At 64.1% G+C, this 16,752-nt stretch carries 18 protein-coding genes and 1 pseudogene; all 19 read right to left on the bottom strand.

Annotation, left to right across the window (positions count from 1 at the left end):
- Positions 1 to 726 (bottom strand): flagellar motor protein MotB (locus X728_RS153440; RefSeq protein WP_023831541.1); only part of this gene is annotated, 726 nt, incomplete at its 3' end.
- Positions 727 to 757: 31 nt separating this feature from the next.
- Positions 758 to 1,384 carry a hypothetical protein gene (locus X728_RS153445; RefSeq protein ID WP_023683300.1) on the bottom strand — a complete coding sequence of 209 codons (627 nt, stop codon included), beginning with the start codon at positions 1,382 to 1,384 and terminating at the stop codon, positions 758 to 760.
- 3 nt (positions 1,385 to 1,387) lie between these two features.
- Positions 1,388 to 3,028 (bottom strand): flagellar basal-body MS-ring/collar protein FliF, encoded by a 1,641-nt coding sequence (gene fliF / locus X728_RS153450; protein ID WP_023831540.1) that lies wholly within the window; start codon positions 3,026 to 3,028, stop codon positions 1,388 to 1,390.
- A 189-nt stretch (positions 3,029 to 3,217) separates the two neighbouring features.
- Positions 3,218 to 4,102: a flagellin gene (locus tag X728_RS153455; protein WP_023683302.1), complete on the bottom strand. Its 885-nt coding sequence runs from the start codon at positions 4,100 to 4,102 to the stop codon at positions 3,218 to 3,220.
- A gap of 281 nt (positions 4,103 to 4,383) precedes the next feature.
- Complete coding sequence (locus X728_RS153460) at positions 4,384 to 5,268, bottom strand: flagellin (protein ID WP_023683303.1); 885 nt, start codon at positions 5,266 to 5,268, stop codon at positions 4,384 to 4,386.
- Between the two features lie 210 nt (positions 5,269 to 5,478).
- Positions 5,479 to 6,215: pseudogene (fliP, locus tag X728_RS01000000166725) on the bottom strand (flagellar type III secretion system pore protein FliP).
- Positions 6,212 to 6,712: a flagellar basal body-associated FliL family protein gene (locus X728_RS153465; RefSeq protein ID WP_023686347.1), complete on the bottom strand. Its 501-nt coding sequence runs from the start codon at positions 6,710 to 6,712 to the stop codon at positions 6,212 to 6,214. The pseudogene fliP and the gene X728_RS153465 overlap by 4 nt, the downstream one beginning before the upstream one ends.
- A gap of 17 nt (positions 6,713 to 6,729) precedes the next feature.
- A complete protein-coding gene (gene flgH, locus X728_RS153470; protein ID WP_023686346.1) occupies positions 6,730 to 7,434 on the bottom strand; it encodes a flagellar basal body L-ring protein FlgH in 705 nt (234 codons plus the stop codon).
- Positions 7,431 to 8,012: a MotE family protein gene (locus X728_RS153475; RefSeq protein ID WP_031195437.1), complete on the bottom strand. Its 582-nt coding sequence runs from the start codon at positions 8,010 to 8,012 to the stop codon at positions 7,431 to 7,433. The genes flgH and X728_RS153475 overlap by 4 nt, the downstream gene beginning before the upstream one ends.
- 3 nt (positions 8,013 to 8,015) lie before the next feature.
- Positions 8,016 to 9,257, bottom strand: a complete 1,242-nt coding sequence (locus X728_RS153480; RefSeq protein ID WP_023683306.1) for a flagellar basal body P-ring protein FlgI — start codon at positions 9,255 to 9,257, stop codon at positions 8,016 to 8,018.
- Positions 9,254 to 9,781, bottom strand: coding sequence for a flagellar basal body P-ring formation chaperone FlgA (flgA, locus tag X728_RS153485; RefSeq protein WP_023831539.1), 528 nt, complete (start codon positions 9,779 to 9,781; stop codon positions 9,254 to 9,256). Before flgA ends, X728_RS153480 begins: the two co-directional genes overlap by 4 nt.
- 6 nt (positions 9,782 to 9,787) lie before the next feature.
- Positions 9,788 to 10,576 carry a flagellar basal-body rod protein FlgG gene (flgG, locus tag X728_RS153490; RefSeq protein WP_023686343.1) on the bottom strand — a complete coding sequence of 263 codons (789 nt, stop codon included), beginning with the start codon at positions 10,574 to 10,576 and terminating at the stop codon, positions 9,788 to 9,790.
- An 11-nt stretch (positions 10,577 to 10,587) separates the two neighbouring features.
- Positions 10,588 to 10,923: a flagellar hook-basal body complex protein FliE gene (locus X728_RS153495; RefSeq protein ID WP_023686342.1), complete on the bottom strand. Its 336-nt coding sequence runs from the start codon at positions 10,921 to 10,923 to the stop codon at positions 10,588 to 10,590.
- A complete protein-coding gene (gene flgC / locus X728_RS153500) occupies positions 10,923 to 11,339 on the bottom strand; it encodes a flagellar basal body rod protein FlgC (RefSeq protein ID WP_023686341.1) in 417 nt (138 codons plus the stop codon). The genes X728_RS153495 and flgC overlap by 1 nt, the downstream gene beginning before the upstream one ends.
- A 2-nt stretch (positions 11,340 to 11,341) precedes the next feature.
- Positions 11,342 to 11,722: a flagellar basal body rod protein FlgB gene (gene flgB / locus X728_RS153505; RefSeq protein WP_023683310.1), complete on the bottom strand. Its 381-nt coding sequence runs from the start codon at positions 11,720 to 11,722 to the stop codon at positions 11,342 to 11,344.
- A gap of 85 nt (positions 11,723 to 11,807) precedes the next feature.
- The gene (locus X728_RS153510; protein WP_031195436.1) at positions 11,808 to 12,674 is read right to left on the bottom strand and encodes a hypothetical protein; all 867 of its coding nucleotides are present in this window, start codon (positions 12,672 to 12,674) and stop codon (positions 11,808 to 11,810) included.
- Complete coding sequence (gene fliI, locus X728_RS153515) at positions 12,661 to 14,082, bottom strand: flagellar protein export ATPase FliI (RefSeq protein ID WP_023710976.1); 1,422 nt, start codon at positions 14,080 to 14,082, stop codon at positions 12,661 to 12,663. Before fliI ends, X728_RS153510 begins: the two co-directional genes overlap by 14 nt.
- Before the next feature lie 4 nt (positions 14,083 to 14,086).
- Positions 14,087 to 14,812 carry a flagellar basal-body rod protein FlgF gene (gene flgF / locus X728_RS153520; RefSeq protein WP_023671749.1) on the bottom strand — a complete coding sequence of 242 codons (726 nt, stop codon included), beginning with the start codon at positions 14,810 to 14,812 and terminating at the stop codon, positions 14,087 to 14,089.
- Positions 14,813 to 14,819: 7 nt separating this feature from the next.
- A complete protein-coding gene (locus tag X728_RS153525; protein ID WP_023831537.1) occupies positions 14,820 to 16,631 on the bottom strand; it encodes a DUF1217 domain-containing protein in 1,812 nt (603 codons plus the stop codon).
- Positions 16,632 to 16,752 lie beyond the last annotated feature (121 nt).

The following is a 16,752-nucleotide window of genomic DNA, read 5'->3' as shown; positions in this document are numbered from 1 at the left end:
CACTGGCGGCGCCGCGGCCGCTGGCGGCGCGGCCGGCACGGCCTTCACCTCCGCCACTTGCGTCTGTGCCGCCTTGTCACCCGGCTTCAGCGGATCGCCTTCGATCTTGGTGCGTTCGGCGGTGGCTTCGGCGCCTGGTGCAGCCACCTGCTGCGACCAGAAATCCGGCGCGAACGGGTCGCGGTAGGATTGGCCGCTGGATGCGCCGGTAGCTGGGCCGGACGCCTGCGCGCCGCCATCGCCCTTCTCGCTGACATTTTGCATGACGCCGGTGTCGGTGGCGATTTCCGACAGCACCGCATAGGGATCGGCAAACAGATGCTCGTCGGAAAGATCGGTCTTCGGCGCCGATTCCTTCGATTGCTTCTTGTCGGAAGTACCGGCGCCGCCGACGCCGTCCTGTCCGGCCTTGCTGGTCTTGTCCCGCGGGTCGTCCGCCGTCAGCCCGACCTTGCTCGGGCCATCGCCGAGGTCTTCGAGGCCCTTGCGGCTGGCGTTGCGATCGACCAGCTTGACCGGATTGAAGTAGCTGGCAACGGCCGCCTTGGTCTGCTCGTTGGCGGCGTTGATCAGCCACATGACGAGGAAGAAGCACATCATGGCGGTCATGAAATCGGCAAAGGCAATCTTCCAGACGCCGCCGTGGTGGGCGTCGTCGTGGTCGTCGTGATTGCGCCGCACGATGATGATCTCGTGCCTGGCGTCTGCGGCCTCGACAACGCTCATGACGTCCACTCGTTCATAATAGGGCCCTCGCTCATGATAGGGCCTCCGACAAGGCGGCCGACCATTCGGCAATGCGGGTTTCGAACACCGCCTCGTCAATGGCGACGGTAAGGTCGAAGCCGGGCGCCTCGATGAAATCGAGATTGGCCGCGCGTGGGCCGAGCGAAGCCTTCAGTGCCTCGAACAATGACAGCGGTCCGCGCACGGCGATGCGCACCGCCTCGCTGTCGCCGACGGCTTCGCGGATCGTGCCGGCAAGGGCTTCCAGCGAACGCTTCTGCAGATCGTCGCTGACAAGGCCGCCAATGATGCGCGCAATGGTGGCGCCGACGAGGTCGCTGACCTTCGCCTCCATGATCTCGATACGGGCAGTGACGACCGCGCCGAGATCGCCGCCGAAACTTTCCAGAAAGGCCTTTGCTTCATCGGCGTTGGCCTGTCTCTGCGCCTCGAGCGCTGCCTGGTGGGCGATGGCAAGGCGGGCTTCAAGGGCGGCTTCGGCATCGATGACCGCTTCGGCGATCAGCGCGCCGATGTCGGCCTGCGGCGCCGACGTCTCCGGCCTTGGCTCGGCCATGGCCGCGAGCGAGGGCTGGCCGGCACGCTGGCTGCGTGCGCCGAAATCCGGCAAAAGGTCGAAAAGCGCTGCCGAGGCCATGGTCTATACCGCTGCTTCCTGGGCCGCCCATTTGCGCAGGATCTGCGCGGTGCGCTCCTCATTGATGTCGACCATGCGGGCAAGCCGCTCCTGCGGCGCCGGCCTGATCTTCTGACGAAGATCGTCGAGTGGAGTCGCGCCTGGGCGGCTGCCGGGCAAGGCAGCCGGCGCCGGTTCGGCGCCGGCGGCTTCGGGTGTCGGCAGCGAACGCTGGACGTCGTCGAAGCTCGGACCGGCAAGTGCCGGCGTCGGCCGCGCGCTCAGCGCGGTGGCCATTGGCCTCAGGCCGAAGAAGGCGACCAGGAACACCACGACGATGAACGCGCCGGCGTTGATCATCGTACCGGCATGGGTTCCGATCGACGCCACTATGCCCGGCTGTTCGACCGGCTCGCCGTCCAGCCCGTCGATGAACTCGACCGCCGAGACATCGATGATATCGCCGCGCTTGTCGTCGAAGCCGGTGGCCGAGGCCACCATCTTCTGGATGTCGGCAACGCGCTTGGCGATCTGCTCGGGCGTTGCGTCCTTGCCGAGGATGGTCATCAGCCGCTGCTGATTGACGACGACGGCGATCGACATCTTGGTAACGGAATAGCCGTTCGAGACTGTGGCGATCTTCTTGGAGTTGATCTCGTAATTGGTGATCTCCTCCTTGCGGTCGTTCGCCGATGACGTCTGCGGACCATCGGTGCTGGTCGCCTGGGTCTCGGGCAGGTTCTGCTCGACGGTGGCCGGGGTCGAGGCCTGCCTCTGATTGCTGTTTTCGTTGGCGCGCACCGACTGCACGGAACGCTCCACGCGCGACTCCGGATCGAAGATTGTCTCTTCGGTCTGGCGGGTGTCGGTATTGACGTCGGCTTTGACGCTGGCGCGGAAATTGTCGGGGCCGAGATAAGGCGTCAGCGCGCGGCGGATGTTGTCGCCGATCTGCGCCTCGACGGTCTGCTCGACGCCGAGCGTGCGGGCAGCACTTGTGTTGGAGGGATCGTCGCCGGCGGCGAGAAGGTTGCCGTTGGAATCGAGCACGGTAACCTTGTCGGCCGACAGGCCCGGCACGGCGGCGGCGACGAGATGGCGGATCGACATGGCGCTCTTTTCGGCGTCGATGCCGGAATAGCGGATGACCACCGAGGCGGAGGGTTGCTGTTCGTCGCGGCGGAAATTGGCGCGCTCGGACATGACGATGTGAACGCGGGCGGCCTTGATGCCGGATATCGACTGGATGGTGCGGGCGATCTCGCCTTCCAGCGCGCGCACGCGGGTGATCTGCTGCATGAAGGAGGTCAGCCCGAGCGAGCCGACATTGTCGAACAGTTCGTAGCCGGCATTGGCGCTGGTCGGCAGGCCCTTTTCGGCGAGCAGCATGCGCGCCTGCGCGGTGGTGCCGGCCGGCACCAGCACGGAGGTGCCGTCGGAGCCGACGTCGAAGCCGATGCCGGCCTCGCCGAGCACCAGGCCGATCTGGTTCACGTCGGAGCGATCGAGCCCGACATAGAGCGTCTCATAGGCCGGGCGGTTGAGATAGACCGAGCCGATGCCGATGACGGCCATCACCAATGCGGCAATGCCGGCCAGCATGGCAAGGCGCCTGACGCCAAATGCCCTGAGATTCGAGATGATGCTCTGGATCTGTTGCGGCACGATTCAAGCGCTCCCAGCATGATATTCCGTGGGAACACTAGACCGCGAAGCTTGTGCGAAGATGATAGAGCATGTCGCCCGGAAGTGTGCAGCGGTTCCGGGTCAACGACATGCGTCAAAACACACCCATACAGGAAAGGGCCGCGCTGTTGGCGCGGCCTATTCAAGGAAGAGAAAGCCGGGTCAGGCTTACTGCTTGAACAGCGCCAGGATCGACTGCGAGTTGCCGTTGGCGATCGACAGCGACTGGATGCCGAGCTGCTGCTGGACCTGGAGGGCCTGCAGCCGCGTGGATTCCTTGTTCATGTCGGCGTCGACCAGCGCGCCGACGCCCTTGTCGATGGAGTCCGAGAGGTTCGACAGGAAGCTCTTCTGGGTGTCGATGCGCGACTTGGCGGCGCCGAGATAGGCGGCACCCGTGGACAGCTTGGCAAGCGCCGTTTCAACGGCGCCGAGTGCGGTGTCGATGGCCGCAGGGAGGACCTGGGTGGTGCTGGGATCGAAGAAGGTCGTCGCCAGCAGAGCGCCGACGATGCCGCCAGTGCCAGGAAGATCGAGAACCTGCGTGTCGGCCGCCTTGACGTCGATGGTGTCGATGGCGACGGTCGTGCCGGTGCGGTTATAGGACGCGACGATCTTCAGGTCGGAGGTCGCAGCAGCGTCGTTCTGCAGCAGGTTCGAGCCGGCATAGGAGGCGTTGGTGACCGACGACTTGATCTGGTCCTGGATGGCCTTGATTTCGGTCGCGATCTTCTGCTGGTCGTCCTTGCTGGCGCTGCGTGCAGTGACCAGCTTGGCCTTGATCAGGTCGACCTGGTCCTTGATGTCGGTGATGGCGGTGTAGGCGGTATCGACCTTGCCGGCGCCGAGGCCAAGCGCGTCCTGAACGGCCGAAAGCGCCTTGTTGTCGGACTTCATCGTGGTGGCGATCGACCAGTAGGCGGCGTTGTCGCTGGCGGTGGCGACGCGGTAGCCGGTCGAAATGCGTGACTGGGTGGTTTCAAGCTGCTTGTTGGTGTTGTTCAGGCTCTGCAGCGCGGTCAGAGCCGAAGCGTTCGTCATGATGCTAGCCAAGATATTTACCCCTTTTCAAACACTGGCGTGTCCCGAACACGCCGGATCAACTTCATCAAGGGGGTAGGCATAAGCCCATCGACCGTATGGTCTGCCCGCCATGGAATGGTTAACCATGACTACCGGGATATGGTTAACGGCCTGTTAAACCAAGCCATTCAGGGCGCTGGCCAAGAGCAAAAATCGGCAGCCATTCAGCAAGACAATCAACAGCCGCAAAAGAAATCGGGCCGCGCTGTTGGCGCGGCCCGACGGATGGTGTCAGTCGTAATGTCGAGAGATCAGCCGCGGAAGAGCGACAGGATCGACTGCGAGTTGCCGTTGGCGATCGACAGCGCCTGGATGCCGAGCTGCTGCTGGACCTGCAGGGCCTGCAGCCGCGTCGATTCCTTGTTCATGTCGGCGTCGACCAGCGCGCCGACGCCCTTGTCGATCGAGTCCGACAGGTTCGACAGGAAGCTCTTCTGGGTGTCAATGCGCGACTTGGCGGCGCCGAGCGAGGCAGCGCCGGTGGACAGCTTGGCAAGCGCGGTTTCAACAGTGCCGAGCGCGGTGTCGATGGCGGCGGGGGTAACCGCCGTGGTGCTCGGGTCGAAGAAGGCAGCGGCGAGCAGGCCGCCGACGATGCCGCCCGTGCCTGCGACATCGAGAACCTGCGTATCGGCTGCCTTGACGTCGATGGTGTCGATGGTGACGGTCGCGCCGGTACGGTTGTAAGCCGCAACGATCTTCAGGTCGGACGCAGCGGCAGCGTCGTTCTGCAGCAGGTTCGAGCCGGCGAAGTTGGCGTTGGCGACCGAGGACTTGATCTGCGCCTGGATGGCGTTGATTTCGGTCGCGATCTTCTGCTGGTCTTCCTTCGAGGCGCTACGGGCAGTGACCAGCTTGGTCTTGATCAGGTCGACCTGGTCCTTGACGTCGTTGATGGCGGTGTAGGCGGTGTCAACCTTGCCGGCGCCGAGGCCGAGGGCGTCCTGCACGGCCGAGTTGGCCTTGTTGTCGGACTTCATCGAGGTCGCGATCGACCAGTAAGCGGCGTTGTCGGAAGCGGTGGCAACGCGGTAGCCGGTCGAGATGCGGGCCTGCGTCTGCTCGAGGGATTTGTTGGTGTTGTTCAGGCTCTGCAGCGCGGTCAGCGCCGAGGCGTTCGTCATGATACTGGACATGGCTACTCGTACCTTGATTTTTACAGGGTGTTTTTGACATACCGGCTTTTCCGGTATGACGGAGCGGCATCATGCCAATGATCGTGAGACCCGATCACCCGCCATCTGCGAGCAATATGCGGGCAAGTCCCTACCAAAGGGCTAAACGGGACGGTTAACCGGAAATATATTGCATAAAACTTTAGCAAGGCGCCAACGGCGCGCGGACGGTCAGGTGAAGGAGCGCACCAGGCTGCCGACAAGCAGGTTCCAGCCGTCGATGAGGACGAAGAACAGGATCTTGAAGGGCAGCGAAACGACGGTCGGCGGCAGCATCATCATGCCCATGGCCATGGTGATGGTGGCGACGATCAGGTCGATGACGAGGAACGGCAGCACGATCAGGAAGCCGATCTCGAAGCCGCGGCGGATTTCGGAGATCATGAAGGCCGGCACCAGGATGCGCAGGTCGACGGTGTCCCTGGCAACGACCTGGCCGCGTTCGCGGGCGAGATCGGCGAACAGGTCGAAGTCCTTGTCGCGGACATTGTGCAGCATGAAGGTGCGGAACGGGTCCGAAATCTTTTCGAACGCCTCGGTCTGGCTGATCTGGTTGTCCATCAGCGGCTTGACGCCGGTGTTCCAGGCCTGGTCGAAGGTCGGCGCCATGACGTAGAAGGTCATGAACAGCGACAGCGAGATCAGGATCAGATTGGCCGGCGTCGACTGCAGGCCGATGCCGGCGCGCAGGATCGAGAAGGCGATGACGAAGCGGGTGAAGCTCGTCACCATGATCAACAGGCCCGGCGCCACCGACAGCACGGTGATCAGACCGAACATCTGGATGATATAGCCGACGGTGGCGCCGNGCCGTCGGCCTTGCCGATGCCGTCGAGATCGAGCTGCTGGGCGGCGGCGACAGAGGTGGCGGCGACGACGATCGCGGCGGCGAGGACGAGTTTTCTCATTCGAGCAGCAATGTCCTGATCAGAACCTGTTTGGCATGGCCACCGCTGCGGATTGCGGCGCGCTCCTCGAGGTCGGCTTTCAAATGCTGGTAGCCGCTGGCGCCTTCGATCTGATGCATCTTCAGGGTGCGGACCATGGCAAGCAGGTCCTGGTGAATGCTTTCGGTAAGTTCCGGCGGCTGCGGCGCATCGTAGACCACCGACGCTTCCAGCCTTATCCAGGTGTCGGCAGGCGAAGCCAGATTGGTGGTGATCGGCGCCAGCTGGACAAGCGTCGGCCCGGTGCCGGGCGCATGTTCGGCCGCCTTGCTCGGTTGCTCGGCGTTGGACTGGTTCTCGGGCGCGGCGGGCACCGGCACCGGTCCCCCGACGCCCTTCAGATAGCCGCCGGACATCCAGCCCATGCCGATCGCGGCGCCCGTCATCGCCAGCAGCATCGCAAGCTGGATGACAAGCGACGGGCCCTTTTTTTGCTGAACCTGTTCGACATTTGCCACGGCGCCGTTCTCCAGTCCTAAAAGGGGAGGACTTGGTCGAGGATCTGCTGACCGTAAGCGGGCTGCTGGATTTCGCTGACGCGGCCGCGGCCGCCATAGGAGATGCGCGCCTCGGCGATGCGTTCATAAGAGATGGTGTTTTCAGCGCCGATATCGGATGGACGCACCATGCCGGCGATGGTCAGCACCCTGAGCTCGTAATTGACGCGCACCTCCTGTGAGCCCCGGATCATCAGATTGCCGTTGGGCAGGACTTCGGTGACGACGGCGGCGACGTTGAGCTCGAGGTTCTCCGAGCGCTTGATTTCGCCGTCCGCATTGGTTTCGGTGGTGGAGCTCAGCCCCGCGTCGCCCTTGCCGCTGGTGGTGGCACCTTCCCATCCGAGGTTGACGTCATAGCCGAGCTTGCGCCCGGCGGTGCGGCTGCGGTCGTTCTGGTTCTTGAAGTTGGCCTTGTCGTTGAGCTTGATCCTGACGGTGAGGATGTCGCCATCGCGCAGCGCGCGTGGGTCGGTGAACAACCGGCTCTGGCGATCATCCCACAGCGAGAATTTCTTCACTGGCGCGGGTGGCGTTTCGGGATAGGAGTAGGGCGCATTGACGCTGCCGGTAATGCCGGCGCCAACCGGCGACAGCGCCGGCTCCCTGCCGATCTCCCTGGGGTCGGAGGCGCAGCCGGCAAGTGAAGCGGTGGCGACCAGGGCGAGTATATGCGACTTCATGACGGGTCTACCCTTCGCGCCGCGCTGGCCATAATGCCGGTGAGCGTGGCTGCCGCCTTCTGGTCCATTTCGTTGAGAATGACGCCGGCCTTGCGCGAATCGAGTTTCATCAGGATGGCGGCGGCGAGATCAGTGTTGACCATGGCCAGGCGCTCGGCCGCGGCATCCGGTTTCATGCCGGCATAGATCTTGACGACGCCATCCTCGGCGCGGGCCAGGAAAACTTCACGCCGCTTCAGCCATTGCTCGTATTCGGCGCGCTTGTCGTCCAGCGCCTTCATGCGCTGGTCGATGCCAGCCTGCAACTGCTTCAACTCTTCGGCCTGCAGCGCGTAACGGCGGTCGCGGGCGGCGTCGGCGATGTTGGAGCAGAAGCGCTGGATCTCGCTTTCATCGGGCACCTTCTCGCGGACCAGCTGCTGCATTGCCGCCGGCTGTTGCCCGCCAGGCAGAACCTGCCGCACCGCTTCTTCCGCGCGGACAGTGCCGCCGGCAAGGACAGTGGCGGCGATGACGCAAGCTGCCAAGGCCGCGCTTCGGCGGTGCTGCTTTTGGGAAAAGAAATCGATCATCGGCATGGCCTATTGGAGAACCAGATCGGCCTGCAAAGCGCCGGCCGACTTGATGCCTTGCAAAATGGCAATGATGCCGTCCGGCTTGACGCCGAGACGGTTGAGGCCCGACACCAGCGTTTCGAGGTTCGGTCCGTCGAGCACATTGACGCGGGCGTCAGGCCGCGTGGCATCGATGGTGGTGAAGGGTTCCTCCGCTGTCACGCCCTTGGAGAACGGTTCCGGCTGGACGATCTTCGGCTGTTCGGTGATGCGCACGGTGAGCGTGCCGTGGCTGATCGCCACCCGCGAGATCTTGACCTCGTTGCCGATGACGATGGTGCCGGTGCGTTCGTCGATGACGACGCGTGCCGGCGTGTCGGTCTCGACCACCAAATTCTCGATCTCGGCGTAGAAGCGCGCCGCCGAAACATTCTTCGGCCGCCTGATCTGCACGGTACGTGCATCGCGCTCCGCCGCCACGCGCATGCCGAAGCGTTGCGAGGTGTAGCCGTTGATGGCGTCGGCGATGCGAACGGCAGTGGAGAAATCGGGGTTGCGCAATTGCAAGGTGAGCAGCGCCTGGTCCTCGAATTCGGCGCGCACCGTGCGCTCGACGATGGCGCCGTTGGGCACGCGGCCGGCCGTCGGCACGCCCTGCGTCAGCTTTTCGGCATCGCCCTGGGCAGTGAAGCCGGAAACGATGACCGAGCCTTGCCCGACAGCATAGATTTCGCCATCGGCCGCCTTCAGTGGCGTCATTATCAGCGTGCCGCCGGCAAGCGATGTGGCGTCGCCCATCGAGGAGACGTCGATGTCGATGCGGGCGCCCGACTGCACGTAAGGCGGCATGTTGGCGGTTACGATGACGGCGGCGACGTTCTTGGCCCGCGCGCTGCCGCCTTCGGTGGCGATGCCGAGATTTTCGAGCATGGCGCGGATCGACTGTTCGGTGAAGGGCGAATTGCGCAGGCTGTCGCCCGATCCGGCGAGGCCGATGACGAGGCCGTAGCCGACGAGCTGGTTGTCGCGCGAAGCCTGCAGCTGCGCAATGTCCTTGATGCGCGATGCGACCTGGCCGGGTGGCAGAGAGCTTGGGCCGTTGGAGACCCTGAACATGCGGTTGGTGGTGGCCGGATCATATTCGGGATCGACAAAGGCGCCGCCATTCTGGCCGGCAAGATCGCGCTTTTGCTTCGGCGTAAGACCGTCGGCCAGCGCCGGCTGCAGGCCGACAACGGTCGCGAGCAGAAGGGCAGCTCCGCGTCTCATGACGCGCTGACCCGGACGGTGCCGTCCGCCATCACCGTGCCGGAAAAGATCTTGCCGCTGTCTGTGTTGCGGACCTTGATCAAATCGCCGGCGGCACCCGGCTGCAGCGACACCGCCGTAGCCGAAATGGTGAGGTCGCCGGCGATGAAATAGACCTGCACGGCGGCGCCCTGTTCGACCAGCCAGGCGTCGCGGATGGCGGCGGCCGGGATGTAGCGGCCGGGCAGCAGCGTGCGCTTGGCGACCTTGCCCTGGAGTTCCATGGCCCGCGTGGCGACCGCATCCGGCCTGTGCTTGCCGGGGAGCAGCGTCACCGGTTTCAGCACGCCGGTGTCGATCATCTCGCCGGGATAAATGACCCGGTTGGGGATCAGAACGATCTCGCCGGTTGCCTGACTGCTCGCGACGTGGGTGCTGGTCTGCTGGTCTGCGCTCTCCTGGGCAAACGCCGGCACACCGCCGGCCACCAGCGCGAGCATCAGCGCGGTGCGGCAAAGCGCGGAGCGGGAGGCCGGAGAGAGCATCAAACCTTACCTGATGTTCTTGGACACGACGGAGGCCATGTCGTCGGCGGCCTGGATGACCTTGGAGTTCATCTCATAGGCGCGCTGCGCCGAGATCAGCTCGGTGATTTCCTTGACAGGATCGACGTTGGAGGCCTCGAGATAACCCTGCTCGACCGAGGCGAAGCCGGGATCGCCGGGCACGCCGACATTGGCCGGGCCCGAGGCCGGCGTCTCCTGGAACAGATTATCGCCGAGCGGCGCCAGGCCGGCTTCATTGGCGAAGTTGGCGAGCTGCAGCTGGCCGAGCAGCTGGAGGTCGGTCTGGCCGTCGATGCGGGCAAAGACCTGGCCGGTCTTGTTGACCACGACTTCGATGGCATCGGTCGGCACGGTGATGGCCGGGATGACATTGGCGCCGTCGACGGTCACCAGCTGGCCGGTGGCGTTGGTGTTGAAGGCGCCGGCGCGGCTGTAGAGCGTGCCGCCGTCGGCGCCCTCGATCTGGAACCAGCCTCGGCCGGTCAGCGCCATGTCGAAACTGTTGCCGGTCGAGGTCAGTTCGCCCTGGGTATGGACGTTGCGCACCGCCGTCGTCTTGACGCCAAGGCCAATCGACACGCCTTCCGGCACCAGCGATGAATTGGAGCGGTTGGGCACGCCCTGCGTGCGGTCGACCTGGTAGAGCAGGTCGGAGAATTCGGCGCGCGCGCGCTTGTAGCCGGTGGTGTTGATGTTGGCGATGTTGTTGGCGATCACTTCCAGATTGGTCTGCTGGGCATTCATGCCGGTCGCTGCGATGGCGAGTGCTTTCACGGCAAGTCTCCTCAGATGCCCATACGGCTGATTTCGAGATAGGCGGAGACGACCTTGTCGCGGATGGCGATCGTGGTCTGCAGGGCCTGCTGGGCGCTCATGACGGCGTCGACGACCTGACGGGTATCGGCGTCGCCCTTGAGCGCCTGGATCGAGACCTGCTCGGCGTTGTGCAAGGTGTTGACGGTCTTTGAAGCAGCCTGGCTCAGCGCTTCGGCGAAGGTGGCGCCGATTTCGCTGCCGGCCATCGGCGCCCTGGTGCCCTGGAACAGGTCGGTCGTGGTATCGGCGCCACCGATCTCCGGCTTGAGGGGAAGCGATCCGATACCGCCAATGCCGCTGATCATTACTGGTTCCTCATCAGGTCGATGGTCATGGAGATCAGATCACGCGCCTGCTTGATGACCTGAAGGTTGGCTTCGTAGGAGCGGTTGGCCTCGCTCATGTCGGCCATCTCGACCAGCACGTTGACATTGGGCATCTTGACGTAGCCCTTGTCGTCGGCGGCCTCGTTGCCGGGCTGGAATTCGACGGGAAAGTCGCTGGGGTCGCGGTCGATGGAGTTGACCTCAACTGTCGTGCCACCGGAGGCACGGTCGAGTTCCGAGACGAAACTGATGGTCTTGCGGCGATAGGGGTCAGCGCCCGGGGTGTTGCCGGTCGACTGCGCGTTGGCGAGATTTTCCGAGACGACGCGCAAGCGGTCCGACTGGGCGCTGAGGCCGGACGCGGCGATCTTGAGGGCTGAGGTCAAGGCGTCCATGGTCAGCTCTTCACCGCCATCATCATCATCGAATGGAAGGCCTTGACGATCGCGGTGTTGAGTTCAAACGAGCGGCGGACCTCGCCGGCCTTCATCAGTTCGTTCTCGACCACGACCGTGTTCTTCGAGGGCATGATGGCGCCGGTCGTCTCTTCTGGCTTGACCGTGAAGCCGGCATTAGTGGCGGCAGTGCCGAGGTGGCCTGCCTGGGTGGCGGTCAGCGACACTGCCGTGCGGTCGAGCACCTTCTCAAACGGCTCGACATCGCCGGCGGTGTAGCCCGGCGTGTTGACGTTGGCGATGTTGCCGGCAATGGCCGACTGGCGCACCGACAGCCATTGCGACTGCTTGGCGGCGAGATCGAAAAGATTGACGGGCTCCATGGGGATCTCCGGGCTGGTACGTACAAGACTAGGCTGCCAGTCTTGCGCGGACCTTGCGCGGCTCGGGGGTAAATCCGGTGTGCCGCTATTTGGAGAGTTCGATCACCTGGTCGGTGCTGGTGACCATGACCCACTTGCCGCCCCGTTGCTCGATCGACGAGACGACGCTGGTATCGGGCAGCTTCGAGCCGCGCTGGACGATCCACAGGCCGGCATCGTCCTCGATCATGGCGCGGCCATTGGCGACATGAACCATGCGAAATTTGGCGCCCGCCGGGAAGGGCTGCTCGTCGACGCCGGGAGGCTGGGTCTTGTCCTCGGGGTCCTGCAGCGTGCCGGTGGCGAACAGGTCGACATCGGGAACATCGTTTGCCGTCAGCGGCTGACCGCTGTTCTCCATCTGCGAGCCGCCGCTGACCCGCCCTGCATTGGTGCCGCTGCCGCCGAACTTGATCGCCTGCACGCCGAACTGGTCCTGATTGAAGAAGATATACCAGGGAAACAGCGCGCAGATCAGGCCAAGCGTGATGCCGAGCGCGGCAAAGACGATATCGCTGCGGCGGTCGGATTTCTTGTCGAGCCTGGGATATTGCGGCCTTGGCGGCTGCGGCCATTCGGTGACCGGGAACAGCCCGTCGAGAAGCGAGTCACGACTGGTCTCGATCGCTTCTTTGGGGCCGGCGCGAGGGGTCCTTGGCAATTCAGGCTTGACGACGCTGGGCAAGGCAGGCTCGGCCAAGCGAGGCACAGTGGACTCGACTACGCTGGCTACCCTGGGCAAGAATGGCCTGGCGGCCCTGGCCAGAATGGCCTCAGCCTTGGCGGCCTTGTCGAGATCGGCCTTTGCCCTGACAGCTCTCGCTTCGTTGGCCCGGGCTTCCTCGGCGGCACTGGCCTCTGCGATCATCTCGCGCAAAAGCCGCTCGGTGTACTGAAGCTCAGTCTCCTGCATCGACACTTTGCTTGCCTTTCAGATGACGGGCGAGGTCGGAGAATGCGTCGCTCGAGGCGCGATCCCTGGGCGACTGCGTCAGCGCCTCGTAGATCAGCGGCACCTGGCGCACGGCAATATCGAGCTCGGCATCGGCGCCGCCCTGATAGGCGCCGAGCAGGCGGATGTCGCGCGTGTCCTCGAAGCGCGAGATCATCGACTTCAGCCTGGTCACCAGCATGCGTTGCTCGGGGCTCCATGCCTTGTCGGCGAGGCGCGAGATCGACGACAGCGGATTGACCGGGGGGTAGCGGCCCTGTTCGGCAATGGCGCGGTCGAGCACGACATGGCCGTCGAGAATGCCGCGTACCGAATCGGCGACCGGGTCGTTGTGGTCGTCGCCGTCGACCAGCACCGAGATGATGGCAGTGATTGATCCCTGTCCTTTGATACCGGGGCCTTCAGCGCCCGGGCCAGCGCGTTCGAGCAGCTTGGGCAGGTCGGTGAAAACCGAAGCGGGATAGCCGCGGGCGACCGGCGGCTCGCCGGTGCCGGTCGCTACCTCGCGCAGCGCATGGGCAAAGCGGGTAATCGAATCCAGCACCAGCAGCACGCGATGGCCCTGGTCGCGAAAATGTTCGGCAACGCGCATGGCGGTATCCGGCGCGCGCCGGCGCATCATGGCGCTCTCGTCGCTGGTAGCGACGACGGCGACCGTCTTGGCCATGCTCTCTGCGCCGATCGTGTCTTCGAGGAATTCGCGTACCTCGCGGCCGCGCTCGCCGATCAGCGCCACGACCACGGTGTCGAAGGCGTCGGCGCCGGCCAGCATGGCGAGCAGCGTCGACTTGCCGACGCCGGAACCGGCAAAGACGCCGAGGCGCTGGCCGAGGCAGAGCGGCGTGAAGATGTCGATGACCTTGACCCCGGTCGTGAAGGCGGTGCCGACGCGCTGCCGCGCCATGGCGCCGGGCGTTGTGCCGTCGCCGCTCGCAGCCTCGCCGATCCTGATCAGCGGCGGGCCGCCGTCGATGACGCGGGTCAGCGCGTCGATGGCGCGCCCACGCCACGAAGCATGCGGCGTTACCGTCAGCGGGCCGCGGCGAAACACGGCGTCGCCGATGCCGGCGTCGGCGCTGCGTTCGAAAGGGGCGATGACGACTTCGTCGCGGCCGATCCTGACGATCTCGCCGCGGCGCGTGCCGGCATTGCCGCGCTGTTCGACGAGGTCGCCAAGCCTGGCGACTTCAGACAGGCCGCGCACCTTGTAATGCGTTGGCGAAACCTCCGAAACACGGCCGCCGCGCCGCAGCAACGTCTCGGTGTCATCGAAGCGGCGCCAGATCCGCTCCAGCGCAGCCAGCCGGTTTTCCGGTGCTGTCTCCGGTTGCCGTTCAAGCGCGCGTATCGATGATTTGCTGCTCGACATGCTGCTACGACTTGGAGCCGAGCGTCTTGATGGCGTCGTCGGTCGAGGCATCGGTCTGGCGCATCAGCGCCGCCGTGTTCTCGAAGGCGCGCTGGACCATGATCAGGCGCGTCATCTCCAGCACCGGATTGACGTTGGATTCCTCGACATAGCCCTGCGCGACGCCGAGATCGGAACGGTCGGTGACCGGCTCCGGCGCACGCGCGGGCACGATGCCAGAATTGCCGTAGCGGACGAAATTCGGGCCGGGATCGAAATTGAACAGGCCGATGGCGCCGACGAGCTTGTCGCCCTGGCGCAGCGAGCCGTCGGCGCCCGCCTTGGGTGGGCCGTCGCGCGGGTCGAGCTGGATCGGCGCACCGCCGGCGTCGAGCACCGGATGGCCTTCGAGCGACATCAACTCGCCGTTCTCGTTCATCGAAAAGCGTCCGTCGCGCGTCATCACGGTGCCGGCCGGGGTGTCGATGCCGAACCAGGCATCGCCCTGGACGGCGAAGTCGAACGGGTTGCCGGTCTGCGTCATCGCGCCATGCGCGCCGGACAAATAGGTCTTGCCGGAGGAGGCGAAGGACACCGATTTGGGGCCGCTGCCGGAGACGACATCCTCGAACTTCACGCCGGTGGCGCGAAAGCCGATGGTCGAGGCGTTGGCGACATTATCGGCGATGGTGTCGAGACGGCGCTCAAGCGCGATCTGCGAGGAAAGGGCGACGTAAAGGCTGTCCTGCATGGTGTTCTCAGAATCTCAGTTTCTGCATGGCCATCATCAGATCGGTCGAGATGCCGACGGTGGTCGGCTGCGCAAACAGCACACCGATCGATGTCTGGGCGGTCGAGGTCGGATGATTGATTTCCCAAAGGCTGGTGAAGCGGGTGAGGAATTTCTCGAGCTTGGCCGGGTCGGTGAAATCGGTGAGGTCGAGCTTTGCGTCGAAGGCCTGCGCCTGCTTGTCGATATCTGCGGCAGCGAAGGAATCGGGCAGGCCGATGGCGGTGCGTACCACGCTGGCCAGGGCCGTGTCGGCCAGCACGTCGTACCAGTTGGTGATGGTCGAGGCCTTGCGCTCGAAATAGAGCGCCAACCGCACGCCCTCATTGGTCTTGCCGGCGTCTTCTTCCAGGGTCTGGCGCATGTATTTGTCGACCACCGGCTGCTGCGACGGGCTGCGGGTCGTTGCCGCTTCGCCGTAGGCCTCGAAATTCAACGAGGTGGCGAGCCTGGCATAGGCCTTGTTGGAGAGCTTGTTGGCGACACTGGCGGGATCGCGGACACCGCCCTCAAGGACATCACGGACGAGATCCTTGTTGGTCGTCGCCGGATCGAGCCCGCTGGCGGACAGCGCATAGTTGTAGAGGCGGCTGTCGGCCATCAGATCGTCGACCGATTTCACCTTGATGATGTTGGCGAGGTAGTAACTGGTCTCGGCCTGGACAGCGTCCGCATTCGGCTTGATGAGGCCAAGACTGGACTCGGTCGTGTAGAGCTTCGGCGTGGTCTTCAGCACCGCGTCGCGCGTGGTCGTCTGATCGCCATACTGGGCAAAATCAAAGGCGCTGACGAAGTTGGCGTAGCTCTTGTCGGTCAACAAATTGGCGGGGCTCAACGGATCGGCAACGCCGCCGGTAAGCATGGTGCGGATCTGCTTCGTCGTCTGGGTCGATGCATCAAGCCCATAGGCAGCCATGGCGAAGGTCAGCAGGCGCTTGTCCTTCAGCAGGTCTTCGATGGACTTCACCTTGGAGATGTTGGCTGCGTAGTAGTCGGCCTCGCCCTTGATGTATTGCGCGGTCGGCTTGACGAGCAGCAGCCCGGTTCCGCCGATCACAGCTTTTGGGACCGCCTGCTGGACGGCGTCGCCCGCCGTAGCCTGGTCGCCATATTGGGCAAAGTCGAAAGCCGCGACGAAAGCCGCATAGCCCTTGTTTGTCGACGTGTTTGCGGGGCTGTTCGGGTCGGTGACGCCGCCTTCCAGCATGGCCCGCACGGTCACAGCCGGCTCGGCGTCGGCGTCCAGGCCGAACGCGGCCATCGCATAGGTGAGCAGGCGATCGTTGCCCATCAGGTCGTCGATCGATTTTACGTTGGAAATGTTGCTCAGGTAGTACGAGGTTTCGCCCTTGTAGTAGGTGAAGCCGTTCTGCGAAGGGCCGACCGAGACCTGGAGGCCGTAATTGTTGGTCACGCCCTGCTGCGCCGAATTGTAGCTCGTGGCATTAGGGCCCAGGGCGGCGAAATTGAAGGCCGACACGAACTCGGCATAACGCTTGTCGCTCAGTTTGTTGGCGAAGCTGTCGGAATCCGACACCCCTTCCTTCAGGGCTTTGACCATGAAGGCCTTGGCGTAAGCCATGTCGCCGAGACCGAATGCCTTCATGGCATATTTGAACAGCCGGTCGTTCTTTACGAAATCGTCTATCGATTTCACGCTGCCGATGTTGGCGAGATAGTAGTCGGTGTCGCGCTTGGTGATCGGCTCCGCCTCGATGCGGTCGATCGCCTTGGGGATGTCCCTGGCGATGAGCTGGTAGCTGGTAAAAGTGCTCAACACGACATGCCTCCGGTCGCAGCTTCAAAAGCAAGAGTATGCGGACTTGCTTGCGCGAGGCTGAATCGCCTCACCTTGCATGATTCAAGCCTCACACAAGGCACGGGGGCTATCGGTTAGGCCT

The sequence above is a fragment of the Mesorhizobium sp. L103C119B0 genome (genome assembly GCF_000502235.1).
Classification (GTDB): domain Bacteria; phylum Pseudomonadota; class Alphaproteobacteria; order Rhizobiales; family Rhizobiaceae; genus Mesorhizobium.
The sequence above is the reverse complement of the archived record's forward strand: the minus strand, read 5'-3'. Positions and strand labels throughout refer to the sequence as shown.